The organism is Glycomyces rhizosphaerae (genome assembly GCF_042647865.1).
Taxonomy (GTDB): Bacteria; Actinomycetota; Actinomycetes; order Mycobacteriales; family Micromonosporaceae; genus Glycomyces; species Glycomyces rhizosphaerae.
In genome coordinates this window covers 140,955-161,266 of sequence record NZ_JBHRWO010000021.1, presented here as the reverse complement: position 1 = coordinate 161,266, position 20,312 = coordinate 140,955, and the positions used below count along the sequence as shown (strand labels likewise).

Annotated in this window: 17 protein-coding genes; 7 read left to right on the top strand and 10 right to left on the bottom strand. The window is 69.2% G+C overall.

Annotated features, from left to right (window positions below; genetic code table 11):
• Window positions 1-61: 61 nt before the first annotated feature.
• Window positions 62-643 carry a CDP-diacylglycerol--glycerol-3-phosphate 3-phosphatidyltransferase gene (gene pgsA / locus ACFO8M_RS21055; RefSeq protein ID WP_387979214.1) on the bottom strand — a complete coding sequence of 194 codons (582 nt, stop codon included), beginning with the start codon at window positions 641-643 and terminating at the stop codon, window positions 62-64.
• Complete coding sequence (gene rimO, locus ACFO8M_RS21050; RefSeq protein ID WP_387979212.1) at window positions 640-2,118, bottom strand: 30S ribosomal protein S12 methylthiotransferase RimO; 1,479 nt, start codon at window positions 2,116-2,118, stop codon at window positions 640-642. Before rimO ends, pgsA begins: the two co-directional genes overlap by 4 nt.
• Window positions 2,119-2,343: 225 nt before the next feature.
• Here rimO and ACFO8M_RS21045 point away from each other — a divergent pair, with 225 nt between their 5' ends.
• The gene (locus ACFO8M_RS21045; protein ID WP_387979210.1) at window positions 2,344-3,426 is read left to right on the top strand and encodes a hypothetical protein; all 1,083 of its coding nucleotides are present in this window, start codon (window positions 2,344-2,346) and stop codon (window positions 3,424-3,426) included.
• A gap of 56 nt (window positions 3,427-3,482) precedes the next feature.
• On the opposite strand, the gene ACFO8M_RS21040 is transcribed toward ACFO8M_RS21045, so the two are convergent.
• Window positions 3,483-6,074 carry a DNA translocase FtsK gene (locus tag ACFO8M_RS21040; RefSeq protein ID WP_449267476.1) on the bottom strand — a complete coding sequence of 864 codons (2,592 nt, stop codon included), beginning with the start codon at window positions 6,072-6,074 and terminating at the stop codon, window positions 3,483-3,485.
• Window positions 6,075-6,148: 74 nt separating this feature from the next.
• Here ACFO8M_RS21040 and ACFO8M_RS21035 point away from each other — a divergent pair, with 74 nt between their 5' ends.
• Entirely contained in the window at window positions 6,149-6,850 is a 702-nt protein-coding gene (locus ACFO8M_RS21035; protein ID WP_387979209.1) for an SDR family oxidoreductase, read from the top strand.
• 325 nt (window positions 6,851-7,175) lie between these two features.
• A complete protein-coding gene (locus ACFO8M_RS21030) occupies window positions 7,176-7,805 on the top strand; it encodes a hypothetical protein (protein WP_387979208.1) in 630 nt (209 codons plus the stop codon).
• 190 nt (window positions 7,806-7,995) lie between these two features.
• On the opposite strand, the gene ACFO8M_RS21025 is transcribed toward ACFO8M_RS21030, so the two are convergent.
• The 3 genes from ACFO8M_RS21025 to thyX form a co-directional block, all read right to left on the bottom strand.
• Entirely contained in the window at window positions 7,996-9,687 is a 1,692-nt protein-coding gene (locus ACFO8M_RS21025) for a ribonuclease J (RefSeq protein ID WP_387979206.1), read from the bottom strand.
• A complete protein-coding gene (dapA, locus tag ACFO8M_RS21020) occupies window positions 9,687-10,580 on the bottom strand; it encodes a 4-hydroxy-tetrahydrodipicolinate synthase (protein WP_387979204.1) in 894 nt (297 codons plus the stop codon). Before dapA ends, ACFO8M_RS21025 begins: the two co-directional genes overlap by 1 nt.
• A 127-nt stretch (window positions 10,581-10,707) precedes the next feature.
• Window positions 10,708-11,460: an FAD-dependent thymidylate synthase gene (gene thyX, locus ACFO8M_RS21015; RefSeq protein WP_387979202.1), complete on the bottom strand. Its 753-nt coding sequence runs from the start codon at window positions 11,458-11,460 to the stop codon at window positions 10,708-10,710.
• A 206-nt stretch (window positions 11,461-11,666) separates the two neighbouring features.
• Between thyX and ACFO8M_RS21010 the strand changes: the two genes are divergently transcribed.
• Window positions 11,667-12,158: a hypothetical protein gene (locus tag ACFO8M_RS21010; RefSeq protein ID WP_387979201.1), complete on the top strand. Its 492-nt coding sequence runs from the start codon at window positions 11,667-11,669 to the stop codon at window positions 12,156-12,158.
• A 13-nt stretch (window positions 12,159-12,171) separates the two neighbouring features.
• A complete protein-coding gene (locus ACFO8M_RS21005; protein ID WP_387979199.1) occupies window positions 12,172-12,993 on the top strand; it encodes a DUF4097 family beta strand repeat-containing protein in 822 nt (273 codons plus the stop codon).
• A gap of 55 nt (window positions 12,994-13,048) precedes the next feature.
• On the opposite strand, the gene ACFO8M_RS21000 is transcribed toward ACFO8M_RS21005, so the two are convergent.
• Window positions 13,049-13,555: a DUF2752 domain-containing protein gene (locus ACFO8M_RS21000; protein ID WP_387979197.1), complete on the bottom strand. Its 507-nt coding sequence runs from the start codon at window positions 13,553-13,555 to the stop codon at window positions 13,049-13,051.
• Window positions 13,556-13,832: 277 nt separating this feature from the next.
• On the opposite strand from ACFO8M_RS21000, the gene ACFO8M_RS20995 reads away from it, so the two are divergent.
• Both ACFO8M_RS20995 and ACFO8M_RS20990 read left to right on the top strand, forming a co-directional pair.
• Complete coding sequence (locus ACFO8M_RS20995) at window positions 13,833-14,519, top strand: LppM family (lipo)protein (protein WP_387979195.1); 687 nt, start codon at window positions 13,833-13,835, stop codon at window positions 14,517-14,519.
• A gap of 115 nt (window positions 14,520-14,634) precedes the next feature.
• On the top strand, window positions 14,635-15,498 hold the full coding sequence (locus tag ACFO8M_RS20990; protein WP_387979193.1) for a hypothetical protein: 864 nt from the start codon (window positions 14,635-14,637) through the stop codon (window positions 15,496-15,498).
• A 45-nt stretch (window positions 15,499-15,543) separates the two neighbouring features.
• Here ACFO8M_RS20990 and dapB read toward each other — a convergent pair whose 3' ends face one another.
• Genes dapB through ACFO8M_RS20975 form a run of 3 tightly spaced genes read right to left on the bottom strand, consistent with a single transcriptional unit; the run spans window position 15,544 to window position 20,021 of the window.
• Window positions 15,544-16,281, bottom strand: a complete 738-nt coding sequence (dapB, locus tag ACFO8M_RS20985) for a 4-hydroxy-tetrahydrodipicolinate reductase (protein ID WP_387979191.1) — start codon at window positions 16,279-16,281, stop codon at window positions 15,544-15,546.
• The gene (locus ACFO8M_RS20980; RefSeq protein ID WP_387979189.1) at window positions 16,278-17,576 is read right to left on the bottom strand and encodes a M16 family metallopeptidase; all 1,299 of its coding nucleotides are present in this window, start codon (window positions 17,574-17,576) and stop codon (window positions 16,278-16,280) included. Before ACFO8M_RS20980 ends, dapB begins: the two co-directional genes overlap by 4 nt.
• The gene (locus ACFO8M_RS20975; RefSeq protein WP_387979187.1) at window positions 17,577-20,021 is read right to left on the bottom strand and encodes a polyribonucleotide nucleotidyltransferase; all 2,445 of its coding nucleotides are present in this window, start codon (window positions 20,019-20,021) and stop codon (window positions 17,577-17,579) included.
• Window positions 20,022-20,312 lie beyond the last annotated feature (291 nt).

The window sequence follows — 20,312 nt, the reverse complement described above, 5'->3', positions numbered from 1 at the left end:
CCTCCGCGCCGCGATGACTCGTGCGAGCTCGCTCGTACGAGCCTAAGTGGGTCCTGCAAGCCTAGCTCGTCCGGTTCGGCTCACTCTTCCTTGATTTGAATGCTTTCCAGAGGTAATCCATTCCCGTCACCACGGTGAGGATGAGCGCGGCGCCCATGAGCCAGGGGCCGACCGCGTCCAGCGGCGAGGGCCACGGCCACAGGTACCAGGCCACGGCGGTGATCTGCAGGACGGTCTTGAGCTTGCCGCCGCGGTCGGCGGCGATCACGGTGCGCCGCAGCACGGCCACGCGCAGGGCGGTGATCCCGAGTTCCCTCAGAAGGATGACGGCGGTCACCCACCAGGCGAGGTGGTCGTAGTAGCTCAGCAGGACCAGCGAGGTGCCGATCAGGACCTTGTCGGCGATCGGGTCGGCGAGCTTGCCGAAATCGGTGACCAGGCCGCGCGAGCGCGCCAGCCAGCCGTCGACGAAGTCGGTCGCGGAGATGAAGACGAACAGGGCGCAGGCGGCCATGCGCCAGCCCGAGTGCTCCATGCCCGACAGGACGACGAACACCGCGAACACCGGCACCAGGAAGATCCGGGCCACCGTCACCACGTTCGCGATGTTCCACGGCGAGACCGGTGGGTCCTCGGTGGTCACCAGGCCTCCTCGACGATCTCCGCCACGAGGTCGACCCCGTGCGAGTCGACCACCTTCGCGGTCACGAAGTCGCCGGGCTCGAGGCCCTCCACCTCGCCGACCAGGGCGACGGTGCCGTCGACCTCGGGGGCCTGGTGGGCGCCGCGGCCGTCCACGCCGTCGTCCTCGACGGACTCGACCAGGATCCGCATGACCTCGCCCACGCGCTCGGCGGCCCGCTGGCTCACCAGCTCGTCGACGAGCATCGAGACGCGGGTGTGCCGCTCGGAGACGACGTCCTCGTCCACGTGCCCGTCGAGGTCCACCGCTTCGGTACCGTCCTCGTCGGAGTAGGCGAACACGCCCGTGGAGTCGAGCCGGGCCTCCTCGAGGAAGCCCATGAGCTCCTCGACGTCCTCCTCGGTCTCGCCGGGGAAGCCGACGATGACGTTGGTGCGGGCGCCGGCGAGCGGGTCGACGTCGCGGATCTGCTTGAGCAGCGCCAGGAAGTTCTCGGTGGAGCCGAAGCGGCGCATCCGCCGCAGGACCTTCGCCGAGGAGTGCTGGAACGACAGGTCGAAGTAGGGCACCACTTTCTCGGTTCGCTGCATCGCCTCGATGAGGCTGGGGCGCAGCTCGGCGGGCTGCAGGTAGGAGAGGCGGATCCACTCGATCCCGTCGATGGCGGACATGCCCTCCAGCAGGTGCTCGAGCGCCTGGGAGTCGGCGAGGTCCTTGCCGTAGGAGGTCGTGTTCTCGGAGACGAGGTTGAGCTCCTTGACGCCTTCGGACGCGAGCCAGGCGGCCTCGGCGAGGATCTCCTCGGGAGTGCGCGAGACGAACGAGCCGCGGAAGGACGGGATGGCGCAGAAGGTGCAGCGCCGGTCGCAGCCGGAGGCGAGCTTGAGGTTCGCGACGGGGCCGTCGGTGAGGCGCTTGCGCACGACCGCGAGGTGCTGCGGCGCACCCGCATCGAGCTGGGCGGCGTCGGCCTGCGACGAACGGGAGTGGCCCGGGACCACGGCGGCGGCGGCCTGGCGCGCGGCCGGGGCCAGCGGCAGGAGCTTGCGGCGGTCCGAAGGCTGGTGGGACTCGACCGTGCGCCCGGCGAGGATGTCGTCGAGGCGGGCGGCCATGTCCGGGTAGTGGTCGAAGCCGAGCACCGCGTCGGCCTCGGGGAGGCTCTCGGCCAGCTCCTTGCCGTAGCGCTCGGCCATGCAGCCGGTCGCGACGACCTTCGCGCCGGTCGAGGAGGCGTCGAGGAGGACGTCGATGGACTCGGTCTTCGCCTGCTCGATGAAACCGCAGGTGTTGACCATGACGACGTCGGCGTTCTCGCCGTCGTCGCTGATGCGCCAGCCGCCTGCGGCGAGGCGGGCGGCCAGTTCCTCGGAGTCGGTCTCGTTGCGGGCGCAACCGAGCGTCAGAAGCGCGACGCTCTTGGCGGCGCCACTTGCGGTCGATTCCTCGGAACGGGTCGAATGAGCTGCAGACACCAGGAAAGCGTACCCACCGGCGCGCCGGGAATGCCCCCGGCGGCGGGCGGGGACACAGTGAAACCGAGCGGTAGGGTGACCGACCTTACGGACCGGTCGCCCCTAAAGGCCCGTGTGCGGCGATTGCGATGCATACGGCGCGTACAGATCAGGACTATTCGCGCCCGCCTGCGCAGGGGCAACAGTGGATCACCGCACTTGGTGGCCATACCCTAGGCTTGTCCTATGTCCCCCAAAGACATCGCCCCAGCCCATCCCCCTGCCCGCCGATCGATGCTCGCGGTGCTCGCGACCGCGGCCGTCATGAGCGTCGCCGCCTGCGGCGCCGCGCCCACCGGCACGCTGCACACCCGCGCCGGATACGCGACGACCAGCGACGAGATCCCCGTCTCGGTGTGCCCCGCCGAGGACGAATCGCGGTTCGCCGGCGACGAGGGCCTCCTCGTCGGCGCCCACTTCGCGCTCCGCGTCGAGTGCGTCGCCTCGTTCGACACCGTCCCCGAGGGCTTCAAGCTCGACTACCTGTTCGGCGAGCACGTCAACCTGTACCCGCCCGAGCCCGGCTACGAGTTCACGATCGTCCAGTTCGCGAAGGAGACCGGCGCCGCGGCCGCGTACACGCCCGCGGCCGGCGAGCTCTCCGCCACCTTCACGATCGGCGACCGCACGTGGGACTTCGACGGCGAGGTGCCCGCGCCCGGCGCGGTCTACTTCACCGTCGCGAAGAAGGACGCCCCGATCACGCTCGAAGTGGTCGACTACGAGCGGGCCCAGACCATGGACCTGCGCGAACGCACCCGCGAAGGCCTCATTCAAGCCCTTTACACCGGCACCGCTTCGGTGGAGACCGAGCAGGTCGAAGGCTCGGTCGACGGCTACACAACTTCGGGCAGCTACGAGTACTGGTTCGACGACTGGGTGTACCAGACCCAGTTCGCCCTCACTCGTGAGGTCTTCCGGCCCGCCGACGGCTGGGTGGCCGAACCGGACCGGGCGGTCCTGACCGTCGAGTTCGGATGGCTCCATTCGGCCAGCGGCCTCGAATGGGGCATCGACCTCGAAGAGGCCCTGACGGTCTCGGGCCCCGACGGCGCGCTGACGCCGCTCACCGCCGACCACGTCGACGAGGACCTGTCCAGCGGCGACGGCGTCTGGCGGACCTTCACCCTCACCTACGACGTGCCCGCCGACGCGCTCGCGTACACGTTGAACTTCCACCCGAAGGGCCCCGTCAAGTGGCCCGAGGAGGACATCTCGCTGCCGCTCTCCGGCGAACAGGAACACGAGATCGCCGTGAGCTTCGCGTAAGAGCACAGCAACAGGGCCGGTTCGCTTCCGCGGACCGGCCCTTGCGGTCTCCCGCCTCAGCCCTGGAGCGAGGCGATGACGCCGTCGAGCTCTTCGGGCTTGACGAGCACGTCCCGGGCCTTGGTCCCCTCCGAGGGGCCGACCACGCCGCGCGTCTCCATGAGGTCCATGAGCCGCCCGGCCTTCGCGAAGCCGACGCGCAGCTTGCGCTGCAGCATCGAGGTCGAACCGAACTGGGTGGTCACGACCTGCTCGATCGCCTGGATGAGCAGTTCGAGGTCGTCGCCGATGTCCGGGTCGATGTCGCGCTTCGCGCCCGGGGCGGCGGTGACCTCCTCGATGAACTGCGGCTCCATCTGCGCCTTCACGTGGGCGACGACCGCTTCGATCTCGTCGTCGCTGACCCAGGCGCCCTGAATGCGCTCGGGTTTGGACGCGCCCATCGGCAGGAAGAGCCCGTCGCCGCGGCCGACGAGCTTCTCGGCTCCCGGCTGGTCGAGGATGACCCGCGAGTCCGCCAGCGACGAGGTCGAGAACGCCAGGCGCGAAGGCACGTTCGCCTTGATGAGGCCGGTGACGACGTCGACCGACGGCCGCTGCGTGGCGAGCACCAGGTGGATCCCGGCCGCACGGGCGAGCTGGGTGATGCGGACGACCGATTCCTCGACGTCCCTGGCCGCCACCATCATGAGGTCGGCGAGCTCGTCGACGATCACCAGCAGATAAGGGTGCGGGCGCAGTTCACGGCCCGAGGCCGGATCGGTCTTGAGTTCGCCCGAACGGACCTTGCGATTGAAGTCGTCGACATGCCGCACCCCCGCTTTCGCGAGATCCTCATAGCGCATGTCCATTTCCTTGACCACCCACTGCAAGGCGTCCGAGGCCTTCTTCGGATTGGTGACGATGGGATGGACGAGGTGCGGGACGCCCTCGTAATTGGTGAGCTCGACCCGCTTCGGATCGATGAGCAGCAACCGCACCTGCTCCGGTGTCGCCCTGACCAACATGGACACGAGCAAAGTATTGATGAGGCTAGATTTGCCTGAACCTGTGGCCCCAGCCACCAGCAGGTGCGGGGTCTTCGTCAGGTTAGTGAGGACGTAGCCGCCCTCGACGTCCTTGCCCAGACCCACGATCATCGGGTGGGCGTCGGATTGGGCCAGCGGCGAACGGAGCACGTCGCCGAGCGCCACGTCGTCGCGATCGGTATTCGGGATCTCGACGCCGACCGCGCTCTTCCCCGGAATCGGGTTGATGATGCGGATGTCGGAGCTCTTGACGGCGTAAGCGATGTTCTTCGACAGCTGAATGATCCGCTCGACCTTCACCGCCGGTCCGAGTTCGACCTCGTAGCGGGTCACCGTCGGCCCCCGGGTGAAACCGGTGACCGCGGCGTCCACTTGGAACTGCGCGAACACCTCCTGCAGGGCCGCGATGACCGAATCGTTGGCCTTGGAGCGCTTCTTGGAGACCGGACCGGTCGGGAGGAGGTCCATCGACGGGAGCCGGTAGTCGCCGTCCATGGCCGCGCCGCCGTCGGAGAGCGTCGGCTGCTCGATGCGCTTGGGCGGCGGCGAGTGCTTCGGGGGTTCGCGCACGGGCTCGGGCTCGGCCAGCGGCGTCGAGTCGCGGGCCGAGACGTGCTCCGAGTTCAGCTCGGGGACCTCTTCGGGGGCGAGGCGCGGCAGGACCGTGGTCGGGCGGTGGACGCGTCGGGCCTCTTCCTCCTTGAGGCGCTTGGCCTCGCGGCTCTCGGCGCGCGTCTTGCGGGCGCTCGGCGTCTCGTCCTCGTCCTCGTCGTCCTCATAGGCGTCGACCTTGCCGGTGGCGAGGCCCCAGAGGCGCCCGAGCTTGTAGGGCACCTGGTTGAGCGGCGTCGCCGTCACCACGAGGACGCCGAAGAGCAGCAGCAGGATCAGCAGCGGGAACGCCACGTAAGCCGAGACGCCCAGTGCGAGGCCGCCGCCCACGAGCCAGCCGATCTGGCCGCCCGCGACCATGCGCTCGCCCATATCGGACGGCAGGCCCGAGATCAGGTGCAGCAGACCGAGACTGGAGAGCCAGATCGAGGTCCAGCCCACGAGCGAGCGGCCGTGCGCGTCCTCCACCGGCATCTGCCGCATCACGCGCAGTCCCCACAGGACCAGCAGAACCGGGAGCGCACGGGTGGCCAGGCCCAGCATCCAGTCGAGGATGAACGCGAGCCGGTCGCCGACCGGGCCGGCGACGTCGAACCAGACCGCGCAGGCGAGGACGATCGCGATGGCGATGAGGAAGAGCCCGAGGCCGTCACGACGGTGCGCGGGATCGATGTCGCGGGCCGTAGCGGCCTCCTTGCCGACGGAGCGGGCCATCCAACCGGTGGACCGTGCGGTGCCGACCCAGAGGCCGCGCAGGCCGAGACCGAGGGCCTCGAGCGGTCCGGGGACCGCGTCCATGCCTTTGCGTTTGGCGGCAGTGGTCTTCTTGGCGGTTCGCTTGACCGCCTTCTTCGCAGTCTTCTTTGCCGCTTTCCGGGCGGCGGGCTTCGCGGGCTGCTTGGCGGAGGAGGCGGCGGGCTTGCGGCGCGCCGCGGGCGCGGTGCTCTTGCGAACCGTGCCTCCCTTGCGGGCGTTGCCGCCCGACCTGCCGCTCGTCCTGGCCATCATGCCCCATACGTTACCGCCCTCATGCCGAGCGGAGTCGGCGCGAAGGCAACCATGAAAACGGATAATGTGACCGCATGTCGAAAACTATCCTGGTGACCGGCGCGGGCCGCGGGCTCGGGCGAACCCTGGCCGAGCAGCTCAGCGCCCGCGGCGACAAGGTGATCGCGCACGCGCGGACCGAGTCCGCTCTGGACGGTGTGCCCCACGAGGCGAAACTGGTGCTCGACCTGGCCGAACCGGCGGCCATCGCGGACGCGGTGACCGGTCTGGGCCTCGACCGGCTCGACGGCGTGATCCACAATGCCGGGATCGCGCACATCGCTCCCGTGGCCGACCAGACCCTGGAATGGTGGGAGCAGACGCTCAGGATCAACGTGACAGCCCCGGCCGAGCTCACCCGCGTCCTGCTGCCGGCGCTGCGGGCCGCGCGCGGGCACGTCGTGTTCGTCAACTCGGGCGCCGGCATCGCCTCCGGACCGAAGTGGAGCTCGTACGCCGCGAGCAAGCACGCGCTCAAGGCGCTGGCGGATGCGCTGCGCGGCGAGGAGCAGCCCAACGGGGTGCGGGTGACGAGCGTGTACCCCTCGCATTTCGACACCGACATGCAGCGCAGTGTCCGCGAGCAGTATGACGCGGAGTACGACCGCAGTCGCGCGACGAGCCCGGAATCGATCGCGAAGACCATCACTGATCTGTTCCACACCCCTGAGGACATGGTCATCAACGAGCTCCGCATCGAGCCCCCGAACCCGCTGCCGATCCGCGCGAGAAGCTAGCAAATCCCGCTATATGCCTATAAATCCCCCTTAAGGGACCCCTGGCACAAAAATAACTCGGGGGTACGACACTCCTTGTCGCGCAGCTAAAAGCGATCATTGCTCGTCATTGGACGGCCGCATTTTCGGGGGACCCTGCCTGCGGCATCTGGCCAGTAGCATGGCGCGGGTGAACCCCGAAACTCCGCAGGAGCCCTCCGTCCCTTCGGTTCCGCCGGGCCCGCCCCCGATGGCGCCACCTCATGCAGCGTCGCCGCAGATGAGCCAACCGCAGCCCTACCCGTCGCAAATGGCGGCGCCGCCGGCGCCCGGGCCACCGCCTCAGATGGGGCAGCCGCAATTCGCAGGGCCGCCGCCGATGCTGCCGCCTCGGCCGCCTTCGGACCGGCCCTCGCCCGTCGGCCTCGCCGTCGCCGGGGTGGGCCTCGCACTGCTGTGCATCTCGATGCTGCTCCCCCGCATCAAGATCGACGACCCCGACGGGGAGTTCAGTTACTACTCCTTCGCAGGCGCCTTCGGCGCCTTCGGAGCCTCCGGCTATGGCATCGATACGTCCATAGTGGTCCTTTCAGTGGCGCTGCTCGCGGCGGTCGGCCTGAGCGCACACCGCAGTCCCGCGCTGCGCTGGCCCTCCCGCCTCGGCGCGATCGGCACCGCCGCACTGCTGGCGGCCTTCACCTACCACCCGGTCACGGTGCTGCGCCAGGCCATGGATTCCTTCGAAAGCTTGGACGAGTACGAAGACTACGAGGACGGGGCCTCCTCCACCGTCTCGCAGATCGACATCACCGCGGACAGCGGTGTCTACATCGCCACCGTCGCCGCACTGCTGCTTGCGGTGAGCGCCTTCCTGATGCAGGCGAACACGCGCAGGAACGAACAGTTCCCGGCGAGCCCCCACATGCAACCGCCCCCGCCCGGGAACAACCCGACGGTCTCCGTCAGTCCCGGTTAACGCCAGAACGCGGCGGGGCCGCGCCCACACGGGCGCGGCCCCGCCGCGGTTGTTCCTGTCGATCACACCTCGAGGCTGTGCCTCAAGCGTCCACTCAGACTTCGAGGCTGTGCCTTCTGCGTCCACTCAGACTTCGAGGCTGTGCCTTCTGCGTCCTCTCAGACTTCGAGGCTGTGCCTCAAGCGTCCTCTCAGACTTCGAGGACGTGCGGCACGATCATCGGGCGGCGACGATACGTGTCGTTGACCCACTTGCCGACCGTGCGCCGCAGGATCTGCTGGAGCTGGTGCGGGTCGGTGACGCCGTCCACCGCGGCGCGTTCGATCGCGTCGTTGATGAGCGGCAGCACCCCGTCGAACGCCTTCGGGTCTTCGGAGAACCCGCGCGCGGAGACCGTGGGGCCGCCGACGACCTTGCCGTTCTCGGAGTCGATCACGACCGTGGCGGCGATGAAGCCGCCGTCGCCGAGCACGCGGCGCTCGTTGAGCACCGGCTCGCCGACGTCGCCCACCGAGAGGCCGTCCACATAGATCAGGTTGTTCGGGACGTGCCCGACGATGCGGGCCACGCCGTCGACCAGGTCGACCACGTCGCCGTTCTCGATGACGATGACCTGGTCGACCGGAACCCCCGACTCGATCGCGAGCCGCGCGTGCGCCTGCAGGTGCCGCGCCTCGCCGTGGACCGGAATGAAGTTGGAGGGCTTGACGACGTTGAGCACGTACAGCAGCTCGCCCGCGGGGGCGTGGCCGGAGACGTGGACCTTCGCGACGTCCTTGTGGATCACGGTGGCGCCGGTGCGCGCGAGGCGGTTGATGACCCCGTACACGGCGGTCTCGTTGCCGGGCACCAGGGACGAGGCGAGGATGATCGTGTCCTCGGGCTCGACGGCGATGTGCCGGTGGTCGCCGGAGGCCATGCGGCCCAAGGCGCTCATCGGCTCGCCCTGCGAACCGGTGGACATGTAGACGATCTCGTCGGCGGCCAGGCGGACCGCCTCGTCCATGCTCACGAGCAGGCCGTCGGGGACGTGCATGAGGCCGAGGTCGCGGGCGATCGCCATGTTGCGGACCATCGAGCGGCCCACGAAGGCGACCTTGCGCCCGTGCGCGTACGCGGCGTCGAGGACCTGCTGCACGCGGTGCACGTGGCTGGCGAACGAGGCGACGATGATGCGGCCCTTGACGTCTTCGAAGAGCTTGTCGAGGACGGGACCGATCTGGCGCTCGGAGGTCACGAAGCCGGGGATCTCGGCGTTCGTGGAGTCCGACAGGAGCAGGTCGACGCCCTGGTCGCCGAGCCGGGCGAACCCGGCGAGGTCGGTGATGCGCCCGTCGAGCGGCAGCTGGTCCATCTTGAAGTCGCCGGTGTGGAGCACCAGGCCGGCCTCGGTGCGGACCGCGACGGCCAGCGCGTCGGGGATCGAGTGGTTGACGGCGAGGAATTCGCAGCCGAACGGCCCGAGCTGCAGGGTCTCGTTCTCGGCGACGACGACCCCGGCGGGCTTGATGCGGCGTTCGCGCAGCTTGGCCTCGACGAGCGCGACGGAGAAGCGGGAGCCGACGACGGGGATGTCGTTCTTGTGCTCGAGCAGGAAGGGGATCGCGCCGATGTGGTCCTCGTGGCCGTGGGTGACGACGATGGCCTCGATGTCGTCGAGGCGGTCGAGGATGGGCGTGAAGTCCGGCAGGATGAGGTCGACGCCGGGCTGGTCGACGTCGGGGAAGAGCACGCCGCAGTCGACGATGAGCAGGCGCCCTTCGTATTCGAAGAGCGTCATGTTGCGCCCGATGGCACCGAGCCCGCCGAGCGGGATGACGCGCAGGGCGCCGTCGGGGAGGGCGCTGGGCGCGCCGAGGTTCTTGGGTCGAGTCAGGCCCATCAGGCCTCCTTCAGGTCGGCGAGGGCGTTGGCGATGTCGGCGGTGAGCGCTTGGTCCGCGGGTAGGAGCGGGAGGCGGGGTTCGCCGGCGGGCACGCCTTGGCCGTTGAGGCCGGCCTTGACGGCGATGATGCCGGGTCCGCGTCCCATGAGGGTGTTGACGGCGGGCAGGAGCCGGTCGTTGATCGCGGAGGCCGTGGCGTTGTCGCCTTCGTCGTAGGCGTCGAACATGGCGTTGAGGTGCTTGCCGAGGAGGTGGGCGACGACGGAGACGATGCCGACCTGGCCGGTGGCGTAGGCGGCGAGGTTGAGTTCGTCGACTCCGCAGTAGAAGGCGAGGCCGGTGTCGACGCGGACTCGCTGGGCCTTGGCGAGGTCGCCGGTGGCGTCTTTGACGGCGATGATCCGCGGGTGCTCGGCGAGGCGGGCGAAGGTGTCCTCGCCGATGCCGATGACGGAGCGGGGCGGGATGTCGTAGAGCATGACCGGCAGGTCGGCGGCGTCGGCGATGGCCGTGAAGTGGGCGTGGACGCCGTCCTGGGTGGGCTTGTTGTAGTAGGGGGTGACGAGGAGGAGGCCGTGTGCGCCGGACTTCTCGGCCTGCTGGGCGAGGAGGATGGAGTGGCGCGTGTCGTAGGTCGAGGCGCCGGCGATGACGTGGGCGCGGTCGCCGACGGCTTCGAGGACGGTCTCGATGACCTGGGTCTTCTCGGCGTCGGTGGTGGTGGGGGATTCGCCGGTGGTGCCGTTGACGACGAGGCCTTCGCAGCCCTGCTCGTCGACGAGGTGGCGGGCGAGGACGGCGGTTCCGGGTACGTCGAGTTCACCCGAGGGCGTGAACGGCGTGATCATGGCCGCGAGTGTTCGCCCGAAGGGGCGCGTTGCGTTGCGCATGTTGCTTTCACCAATGCTGGTTCCGGCGGCCGGGGCGCCTGCGCCCGGCCGCTCGCTGCGTTGTAACTGTCTCAAGTCTGTTCGCCGCACCGCCGTGAAATGGCGGTACGGGGATGTGCCTGCGGCTCTAGCCCTCGGTGACGTAGGGGCTGGAGGCGACCTCGGTGCCGTCGTCGAGCTTCGTGATCTGGAAGTCGGCGAAGACGTTGGCGGCCTTCTCTTTGAGCTGCTTGAGGCATTCGATGGCCAGCGCCCGGATCTCGACGTCGGCGTGCTCGGAGGCGCGCATGGCGATGAAGTGGCGCCAGGCGCGGTAGTTGCCGGTCACGACGATGCGGGTCTCGGTTGCGTTGGGCAGTACCGATCGCGCCGCTTGGCGCGCCTGCTTTCGGCGCAGCGTGGGGTTGGCGACGTCGGCGAACTGCTTTTCGAGGCCTTCGAGGAGGTCGTTGTAGGCGCTCTGGGCGGCTTCGGCTGCGGCGAGGAAGCGCTTGTGGAGTTCGGGGTCGGCGGCGATGGCGTCGGGTTCGACCATGGCGGCGTCGCGCTCGGGGACGTAGCGCTGGGAGAGCTGGGAGTACGAGAAGTGGCGGTGGCGGATCAGTTCGTGGGTCAGGGATCGGGAGATGCCGCTGAAGTAGAAGCTGACGGTGCCGTGTTCGAGGACGGAGAGGTGGCCGACCTGGAGGATGTGCTCGAGGTATCCGGCGTTGGTGGCGGTCTTGGGGTTGGGCTTGGTCCAAGACTGGTAGCAGGCGCGACCGGCGAATTCGGCGAGGGCTTCGCCTCCGTCGGCGTCGGTCTCCCAGGGGACTTCGGCCGGGGACTCGAAGTGCGTCCAGGCGATGAGTCGGACGTCCATCGGTACGATTTCGGGCATCCCCGCTCCCCCTCGTTTCGTGTTCGGTGCCTGTTATTGCTGGTTCTCGACTCTCTGAGGGTACTCGGCAGCGGAGTGTGGTCCGGCACGCGCCCGGCTTCGGGGGGTGTCGCGGGTGCTTGCGCGTGGGGGTGGTGGTTCGGATCGCACTGTCTGGTTCCATGACGCCGGTTGACAGACGTCAGAAATGATGTCATCATGGTGTCATGGATTTGACGCCGTATATCGAATCGCTCCGCCGGAGCCTCACCGCTGCCGCCGCGCCCGGTGGCGAGGAAGCCGCGCGGACCGCTGAACTGCTGTCCGAGGCGCTCGACGCGGGGGCTCGCCTGGCACTCATGGAGGCGCTCTCCGAGGCCGCCGCCGAGATCACCGCGGGTCTCGACCAGGCCGGTTCCTCGGCGTCGGTCGATCTGCGCGTGCGCGGCCGGGAGGTCGACCTTCGGGTCAGCGGCGGCGAGACCGCCGAGATCGCGCCGCCTCCGGCCCCGCCGGTGGACGACGACGTCGCCCGCATCACGCTGCGTCTTCCCGAGTCGCTGAAGGAGGACGTCGAGAAGGCGGCCTCCGCCGACGGCGCCTCGGTCAACGCTTGGCTGGTTCGCGCGATCAACAACGCGGTCCACGCCTCGCGCACCTCGGGCCAGCCCGCCGGCGCGAAGTACAGCCAGCGCATCACCGGCTACGCCAGGTCTTAGAGGAGCTGCTCCCATGAACGAGTACACCGAATTCACCCACGACGGGCCGATCACGGCGGCGATCACGCTGGCCGACGGCTCGGTCACCGTCACCGCCCACGAGTCGGACACGGTGCTGGTGGAGATCAAGCCCGCGCAGCGCCGCTCCGAGGGCGACGCCGACGCCGCCGACCTGGCTCGCGTCGAGTTCGAGAACGGGCACCTGCGCGTCGTGGCGCCCGAGAAGCCGCAGAACTGGTTCTTCCGCAAGGAGATCGGGGTGCACCTGGCGGTGAAGGTCCCGGTCCGCTCGGAGATCTCGGTGAAGACGACTTCGGCGCCGATCAGCCTGCACGGCAAGCTCGGTGCGGTCTCCATCAACACGGTCGCCGGCTCGGCGACGGTGGAGAACGCGACCAGCGTGCGGGCCAACACCGTCTCGGGTTCGATCAGCGTCATCGACGCGGTGGAGGACTTCCGGGCGAACACCGCTTCGGGCCAGGTCCGGGCCGACCACGTCGGCGGGGACTTCTCCGCGAAGACGGTGGCCGGTTCGATCACCGCCGAGCGGCTCGATTCGAACGCCAACGTGAACACGCTCTCGGGCGGCATCGAGCTGAGTGCGCTCAGGTCGGGTTCGGTCAAGGCGAACACGGTCTCGGGGCGCATCACCCTCGGCGTGGTCCCGGGCACGGACATCTGGGTCGACCTGGACGCCAAGGCGGGTTCGGTGACCTCCGAGCTGGCCACGGGCGACACCTCGCCGGCCCCGTCGAACGGCGGCACGAGCCTCGAGGTGCGGGCCCGCTCGGTCTCGGGCGACATCTACCTGCACCGCGCGAGCGCTTACGCCTAAAGCTGCGACACAACACCCACATGAGGGCCCGGCTGCGCGAGCGGCCGGGCCTTGGTCATACGTAGAAGAAGCTGAACGGCTCCCACGGCAGGTTCCGAGCGATGAAGAAGACGCCCCAGACGATGAGGAACGTGGTGAGCGCACTGGGCGTGAGGTGGAACGTCGGGAGGCGCCAGGTGCGGCGCGGGACGAGGCGCGGCAGGGCCCAGGCGAGGTACATCCAGACGATGAACGGGGCGGCGAAGACGGCCATGAGGTGGTGTCGCGCGGCCTCGGGCAGGTTGAGGGTGACGAGGTAGTAGAACGCGCGGGTGCCGCCGCAGCCGGGGCAGTCGAAGCCGGTGGCGATCTTGAACAGACAGGTGCTCGGGCCGGTGTTGTCGGTCGGGTTCGTGGCGACGACCCCGGCGGCGGCCGCGGAGAAGCAGCCGAGGATCGCCAGCGGCGCGAACCACGGGTGCGCGAGCACGCTCCCGACCCAGCGCTGGACCGGATTGCCGCGCTTGGGTTCCGGCGCCTGGCCGGACTGCGAAGCCAGGGCGGCCTCATCGACTGCGCACACATCGCCTCCTCCCCGACAGCCTAACGGGAGCGGGCGAACGACGGCCGTCCACGGGCACAGCCAGAGGGACCGAGGCCCGTTCGCAGGCCCCAGCAGCAAGGGTGACATCGGGGTCCGACAATCCGGCTCGCAACCTTTCGCGGGCACGGCGAGCGCGACCGGCGCCCGATCTCGACGCCCCCAGTCGAAAGGGTGACAGGAGGGATCCCGACAATCCAGGCTTGGCGAGTCGGTCGAAAGCGCTGATTCGGCGCTATTCCGGGCCTACGCTCAGGTCATGCTGGGTCATATCGCTCGCCGCGTGCTCGTCGGCTCCGCCGCGCTCGGACTGCTCGTCGCCACTTCCGGGTGCCTCCGGCTCGACCTCGGTCTGCAGGTCCGGCCCGACGACACCGTGGGCGGCACCTTCACCGCCGCCTGGAGCGAGGAGTTCATGGAGAGCGCCGCGGACCAAGGCCTCGACCAGTCGCAGCTCGACGCGTTCCTCGACGCGCTCCTCGACGGCGTGCCCGGCACCGAGCGCACCCCCTACGACGAGGACGGCTTCGTCGGCCAGACCGCGACGTTCACCGACCGCCCGCTCGCCGACTTCGCCGACTTCGGCGGCGACGACTGGGGCTATCTGCGCCTCGAGCACACCGGCCGCGAATACGGCCTCGAAGGCCACTGGGACCTGCGCGCCGCCGGCTTCCTCGACCCTGCGGCGTTCGAGGACGCCGAGATCCTCCTCAGCGTCGACTTCCCCGCCCGCGTCACCGAGCACAACGGCACGCTCGAGGGCCGCACCGTCACCTGGACCATGACTCCCGGCGAGGAGTACGACCTCAACGCGACCGCCGTCGAGAACAGCGGCCTCGCCTTCCTCATCGCCGGGGCCGCGTTCATCGTGGTCGTCTGCGCGCTGCTGTGGCTTTGGCAGTCAGCACGTTTGCGCCGGTACTCGATCGGCAACCACTCCTCTTGACACCGCGCGGGCCGGGCCGTTAACTCCGGCACAAACCGTAGCCGTCTCGTGTACGGCCCGTATTCTGGTGAGCCTGCTCGGCGTAAGGGATCTGTAACACCAGGGGGGAGGGTCGGTGACGCAGTACGAGTCGAAGACCAAGGGCCGCAAGCAACATGAGCCGGGCCTGGAACTGAGCATCGGTCAGGTCCTGGCCGCCACGGGAGCCACCGTCCTCGGCGCGGTCCTCGCCAAACTCCTCGGACTGTGGGGCACCCTCGCCGGCACCGCCGTCCTCAGTGTCTGCTCCTCCATTGGCGCCGTGCTCATCCTCCGCGCCATCCGCAGCACCGGCGAGAAGATCAAAGAGCAGATCACCGCGCTCGCCCCCATCGCCAGGGGAAAGGCCAGCGCGGCCAGCGTCGAGACCAGCACCGCCACGGTTGAGAGCAGCACGGTTGTGAACGGCAAGGTCGAGAGCGTCACGGCGACGGCGAAGATCCCCGACACCGAACAGCTCAGGGCGCTCAACGCCGACACCGTGGTCCTCGCGGACACCGACGAGATCGTCGTGCCGGCCGATCCCGCCCCCGAAGGCCACATCACCAAGACCTCGTCCCGCAAGCGGACCCTCGTCGCGATCCTCATCTCCAGCGTCCTCGTCTTCGGCATCACCATCGGCACCCTCTACCTCCTCGGCACCTTCACCGGCGACCCAGAACGGTTCATCAGCGACAACCCGCAGATGATCGTCAACGAGGTCCCCGTCGAGACCGACACCGCCGAGGACGCCACCTCGGAGGCGCCCGGCGAGTCCGCGCCCCCGAGCGAATCGGCCACCGAGGAGACGCCCTCCGAGAGCACCTCCCCCACCGAATCGGCGACCTCCGAGACCCCCAGCGAAGCCCCCTCAACCGACACCAGCTCCGGCGGCTCCGAGGAGACCGTCAGCCCCACCCCCGAGGACGAGGCCGTCACGGAAAGTCCTTCCGCGGAATAGACGAGAAAAGGGCCCGCCGTTCGGCAGGCCCTTTTTCGTATGCGTCTAATCGAGCAGGTCGTCGATACCCACCGTGAGACCCGGCCGCTTGACGACCTCGCGCACCGCGAGCAGTACCCCGGGCATGAACGAGGCCCGGTCGAGCGAGTCGTGGCTGATCGCGAAGCGCTCGCCGGGACCGCCGAAGCGGACCTCCTGGCTCGCCACGTACCCGGCCGAGCGGATCGCGTGGATCCGCACGCCCTCGATCTCGGCGCCGCGTGCCCCCTGCGGGTCCGTCTCGGTCGCGTCCGGCATGTCGGGCAGCTCGGCCTCGGCACGGGCCGCGGCGATCACCCGCGCGGTGTGCACGGCCGTGCCCGAAGGCGCGTCGACCTTCCGCGGATGGTGCGCCTCGATGATCTCGGCCGAATCGAAGTGCTTGGCGGCCTTCGCCGCGAACTGCATCATCAGCACCGCGCCGATCCCGAAGTTCGGGGCGATCACGGAACCGACCTCAGGGTCCGCCGCGAGGATCTCGCGGGCGGCGTCCAGGCGCTTCTCGTCGAAACCCGACACCCCGACGACCGTGTGGATCCCGTGCTCCACGCACCAGGCCAGGTTGCCCATGACCACGTTCGGCAGCGTGAAGTCCACGACCACGTCGACGCCCTCGAGCTTGTCGAGCGACTCGTCGCGCCCGCTCACCGTGGCGACCAGTTCCAAGTCCTCGGCGGCGTCCACCGCCTCGCACACGGCCCGGCCCATACGGCCCCGGGCGCCGAGCACACCCACCTTGATCATTTGAAATCCTTCTGGTCGAACGGCCCCACGGCCACGGTCGTCATCGGCTGCGACAGGATCTCGGAGGCCACGGCCTTCACCTGGTCCACGGTCACCGCCTCGATGTCGGCGAGCTCCTGCTCCAGGCTCAGGTGCGAGCCGTACAGCAGCTCCTCGCGGCCCAGCCCGTTCATGCGCGAACCGGAGTCCTCCATCGACAGGACCATGCCGCCCTTGCTCATGCCCTTGCCGCGCCGCAGCTCCTCGTCGGTGACGCCTTCGGCGGCCACCTTCGCGAGCTCGGCCAGCACCAGTTCGCGAACCTGGTGGACCTTGTCGGGGTTGGACCCGGCGTAGACGCCGAACAGGCCGGTGTCCGCGAAGTACGTCGAGAACGAGTACACCGTGTACGCCAGGCCGCGCTGCTCGCGCACCGTCTGGAACAGCCGCGAGGACATGCCGCCCCCGAGGATGTTGTTGAGCACCTCGAAGGCGTCCTTGCGGTCGTCGTGCCGCGAGAACAGCCGGCAGCCGACCACCAGGTGCGCCTGCTCGGTGTCGTGGCGCTCCACCTGGAGCCGCACCGGTTCGGGCAGCAGCTCCTCGTCATGGCGGCGCTGGCGCGGCACCTCGACACCGCCCAGGATCGGCGCGAACGCCTCCGCCACGAGCTTCACGGTCTCGCCGTGGTCCACCCCGCCCGCGGCGCACACCGTCAAGTTCGGGGCGCGGTAGTGGCGGCGGTAGAACGCGTAGATCTGGTCGCGCGTGAGCGCCCGCACCGTGTCCGGGTCGCCGGCGATGTCGCGGCCCAGGGCCCCGTCGCCGAACAGCGCCCGGTTGAACAGCTCGTGCACCACGTCCGACGGCTCGTCGGCCGAAGCGGCGATCTCCTCGAGGATCACGTCGCGTTCGACCTCCACGTCAGCGGCGGTCACCAGCGAAGAGCACAGGGCGTCGCCGAGCACGTCGACCGCCATCGGGAGGTCGTCGTCGAGCACCCGCGCGTAGAAGCAGGTCAGCTCCCGCGCCGTGTACGCGTTCGACTCCCCGCCCACCGACTCGATGGACTCGGCGATCTCAGTGGCCGTGCGCTTCGCGGTCCCCTTGAACAGCAAGTGCTCCAGGAAGTGCGAGACGCCGGCGAGCTCGGGGGCCTCGTCGCGGGCCCCCACACCGACCCACACGCCCACCGAAGCGGAACGCATGGTCGGAACGGATTCGGTGAGCACACGCAAACCGCCGGGCAGCACGGTCAGTTTGACCGTGCCGCCCAGCGGATCGTCAATCAGCGTGTGAGTCTGGGGTCGACTCATCTACTCTTCCGAGCCTCCGCCTTCGTCGCTGCGGCGGGTGCGGCGGCGACGGCGTTCGCCGTCGCTGGAGCCGCCGCCGGAGGAGGCGCGCTCACCGCGGTCGCCGCCGGAGCGCTCGCCGCCGCCGGAACGCTCACCGGAGCGCTCGCGGTCGCGGCGCGGGCCGCGGTCACCGCGGTCGCCCCGGTCCCCGCGGGACTCCTTGCGCTCGGCCGGACGGCCCTTCTTGTACCCCTCGGGCTCCTGGCCCTCCGGGTACACCTTGTCCAGGTAGATCTTGCCGCGGTTGTCGATGTCGCCGATCTCGACCTCGACCTTGTCGCCGACGCTCAGCACGTCCTCGACCCGCTCGACGCGCTTGCCGTCGCCGACCTTCGAGATGTGCAGCAGACCGTCGCGGCCCGGCGTCAGCGAGATGAACGCGCCGAAGTCGGTGGTCTTGACGACCGTGCCCAGGAACCGGTCCCCCACGTTCGGGAGGGTCGGGTTCGCGATCGCGTTGATCGTCTCGACGGCGGCCTGCGCGGCCTCGCCGTTCTCCGCCGACACGTAGATCGTGCCGTCGTCCTCGACCGTGATGTCCGCGCCCGTGTCGTCCTGGATCTGGTTGATCGTCTGGCCCTTCGGGCCGATGATCGCGCCGATCTTGTCCACGGGGATCTTCAGGGTCGTGATCCGCGGCGCGGTCGCGGCCAGCTCGCCCGGCTCGCTGATCGCGTCGAGCATGACGTCGAGGATCGCGTGGCGGGCGTCGTTGGCCTGCTGCAGCGCCTTGGCCAGCACGTCCGACGGCAGGCCGTCGAGCTTGGTGTCCAGCTGCAGGGCCGTCACGAACTCGGCGGTGCCGGCGACCTTGAAGTCCATGTCGCCGTAAGCGTCTTCAGCGCCGAGGATGTCGGTCAGCGTGACGTACTTGGTCTCGCCGTCGACCTCCTCGGAGATGAGGCCCATCGCGATGCCCGCGACGGGGGCCTTGATCGGCACACCGGCGTTCATCAGCGACATCGTGGACGCGCAGACCGAGCCCATCGAGGTCGAACCGTTCGACGCGAGCGCCTCGGAGACCTGGCGGATCGCGTACGGGAACTCCTCGCGGCTCGGCAGCACCGGCACGAGCGCACGCTCGGCGAGCGCACCGTGGCCGATCTCGCGACGCTTGGGCGAACCCACGCGGCCGGTCTCACCGGTCGAGTACGGCGGGAAGTTGTAGTTGTGCATGTAGCGCTTCTTGCTGACCGGCGACAGCGTGTCGATGGCCTGCTCCATGCGCAGCATGTTCAGCGTGGTGACACCCATGATCTGGGTCTCGCCGCGCTCGAACAGGGCCGAGCCGTGCACGCGGGGAAGAATCCCGGCCTCGGCGGCGAGCGGCCGGATGTACGCCGGGAGGCGACCGTCGATGCGGACGCCCTCGGTGATGACGCGCTTGCGGACCAGCTTCTTGGTGAGCGAGCGGAGCGCGTTGCCCAGCTCGTTCTCGCGGCCTTCGAAGTCCGCGCCGAGCTTCTCGAGCATGACCGACTTGACGCGGTCGAGCTCGTCCTGGCGGTCGGTCTTGTCGGCGATCTGCAGCGCCTGGTCGAGCTCGGCCGAGACGGCCGCTTCGACGGCGGCGTACGCGTCGTCCTGGTAGTCCAGGAAGCGCGGGTAGTCGGCGACCGGCTTCGCGGCCACGGCGGCCAGTTCGGCCTGGGCGCGGACCAGCTCGGCGATGACCGGCTTGACGGCCTCGAGGCCGCTCGCGACGACCTCTTCGGTCGGCTTGGTGCCGCCGGCCGCGATGAGCGCGAAGGTGTTGTCGGTGGCCTCGGCCTCGACCATCATGATCGCGACGTCGCCCGAGTCGAGGACCCGGCCGGTGACGATCATGTCGAAGGTGGCCTTCTCGATCTGCTCCAGGGTCGGGAACGCGACCCAGGTGCCGTCGATGAGGACGATGCGGGTCGAGCCCAGCGGGCCCGAGAACGGCAGCCCGGAGAGCTGCGTCGACATGGAGGCGCCGTTCATGGCGACCACGTCGTACTCGTCACGGGCGTCCACGGCGAGGATGGTGCCGATGACCTGGACCTCGTTGCGCAGACCCGACACGAAGGACGGGCGCAGGCCGCGGTCGATCAGGCGGCAGGTCAGGATGGCGTTCTCGCTGGGGCGGCCTTCGCGGCGGAAGAACGAGCCGGGAATGCGCCCGGCGGCGTACATCCGCTCCTCGATGTCCACGGTCAGCGGGAAGAAGTCGAAGTGGTCCTTCGGGTTCTTCGAGGCGGCCGTGGTCGAGAGGACCACGGTGTCGTCCATCTGGACGATCGCCGAGCCCTGGGCCAGCTTGGCCAGGCGTCCGGTGCTGAAGACGATCTTGCGGGTGCCGAACGCGCCGTTGTCGATCAGGGCGGTGGCGTGGTGCTCTCCGAGGTTGAAGGCCTCGGGTGTCCGTTCGTTATCGGACATAGAGTGTCGATCTCCTTTTGCAGCGCACAGCGCTGCGTAGTACGAAAAGCGCCGCTCCCCTACGCGCTTTCCGGTCTTCGATCGAAGCACTCGGAAGCCCGGCCCCGCTTCGCGCGGGGCGTTCCGGATGCCACTACCGAGGACCGGGGCGGTCTCTGGCGAGCCGCGCCGCGCCTCGCTGCGAGGCGCTGCGGTCGAGCGTGGTGCTCAAGGCCCACCCTACGTTACCCGGCCGACGCGGCGGCACTGGCGAAGGAAAAGTGAGCCGTGACAGGCGCCTTAGTAAAGAAA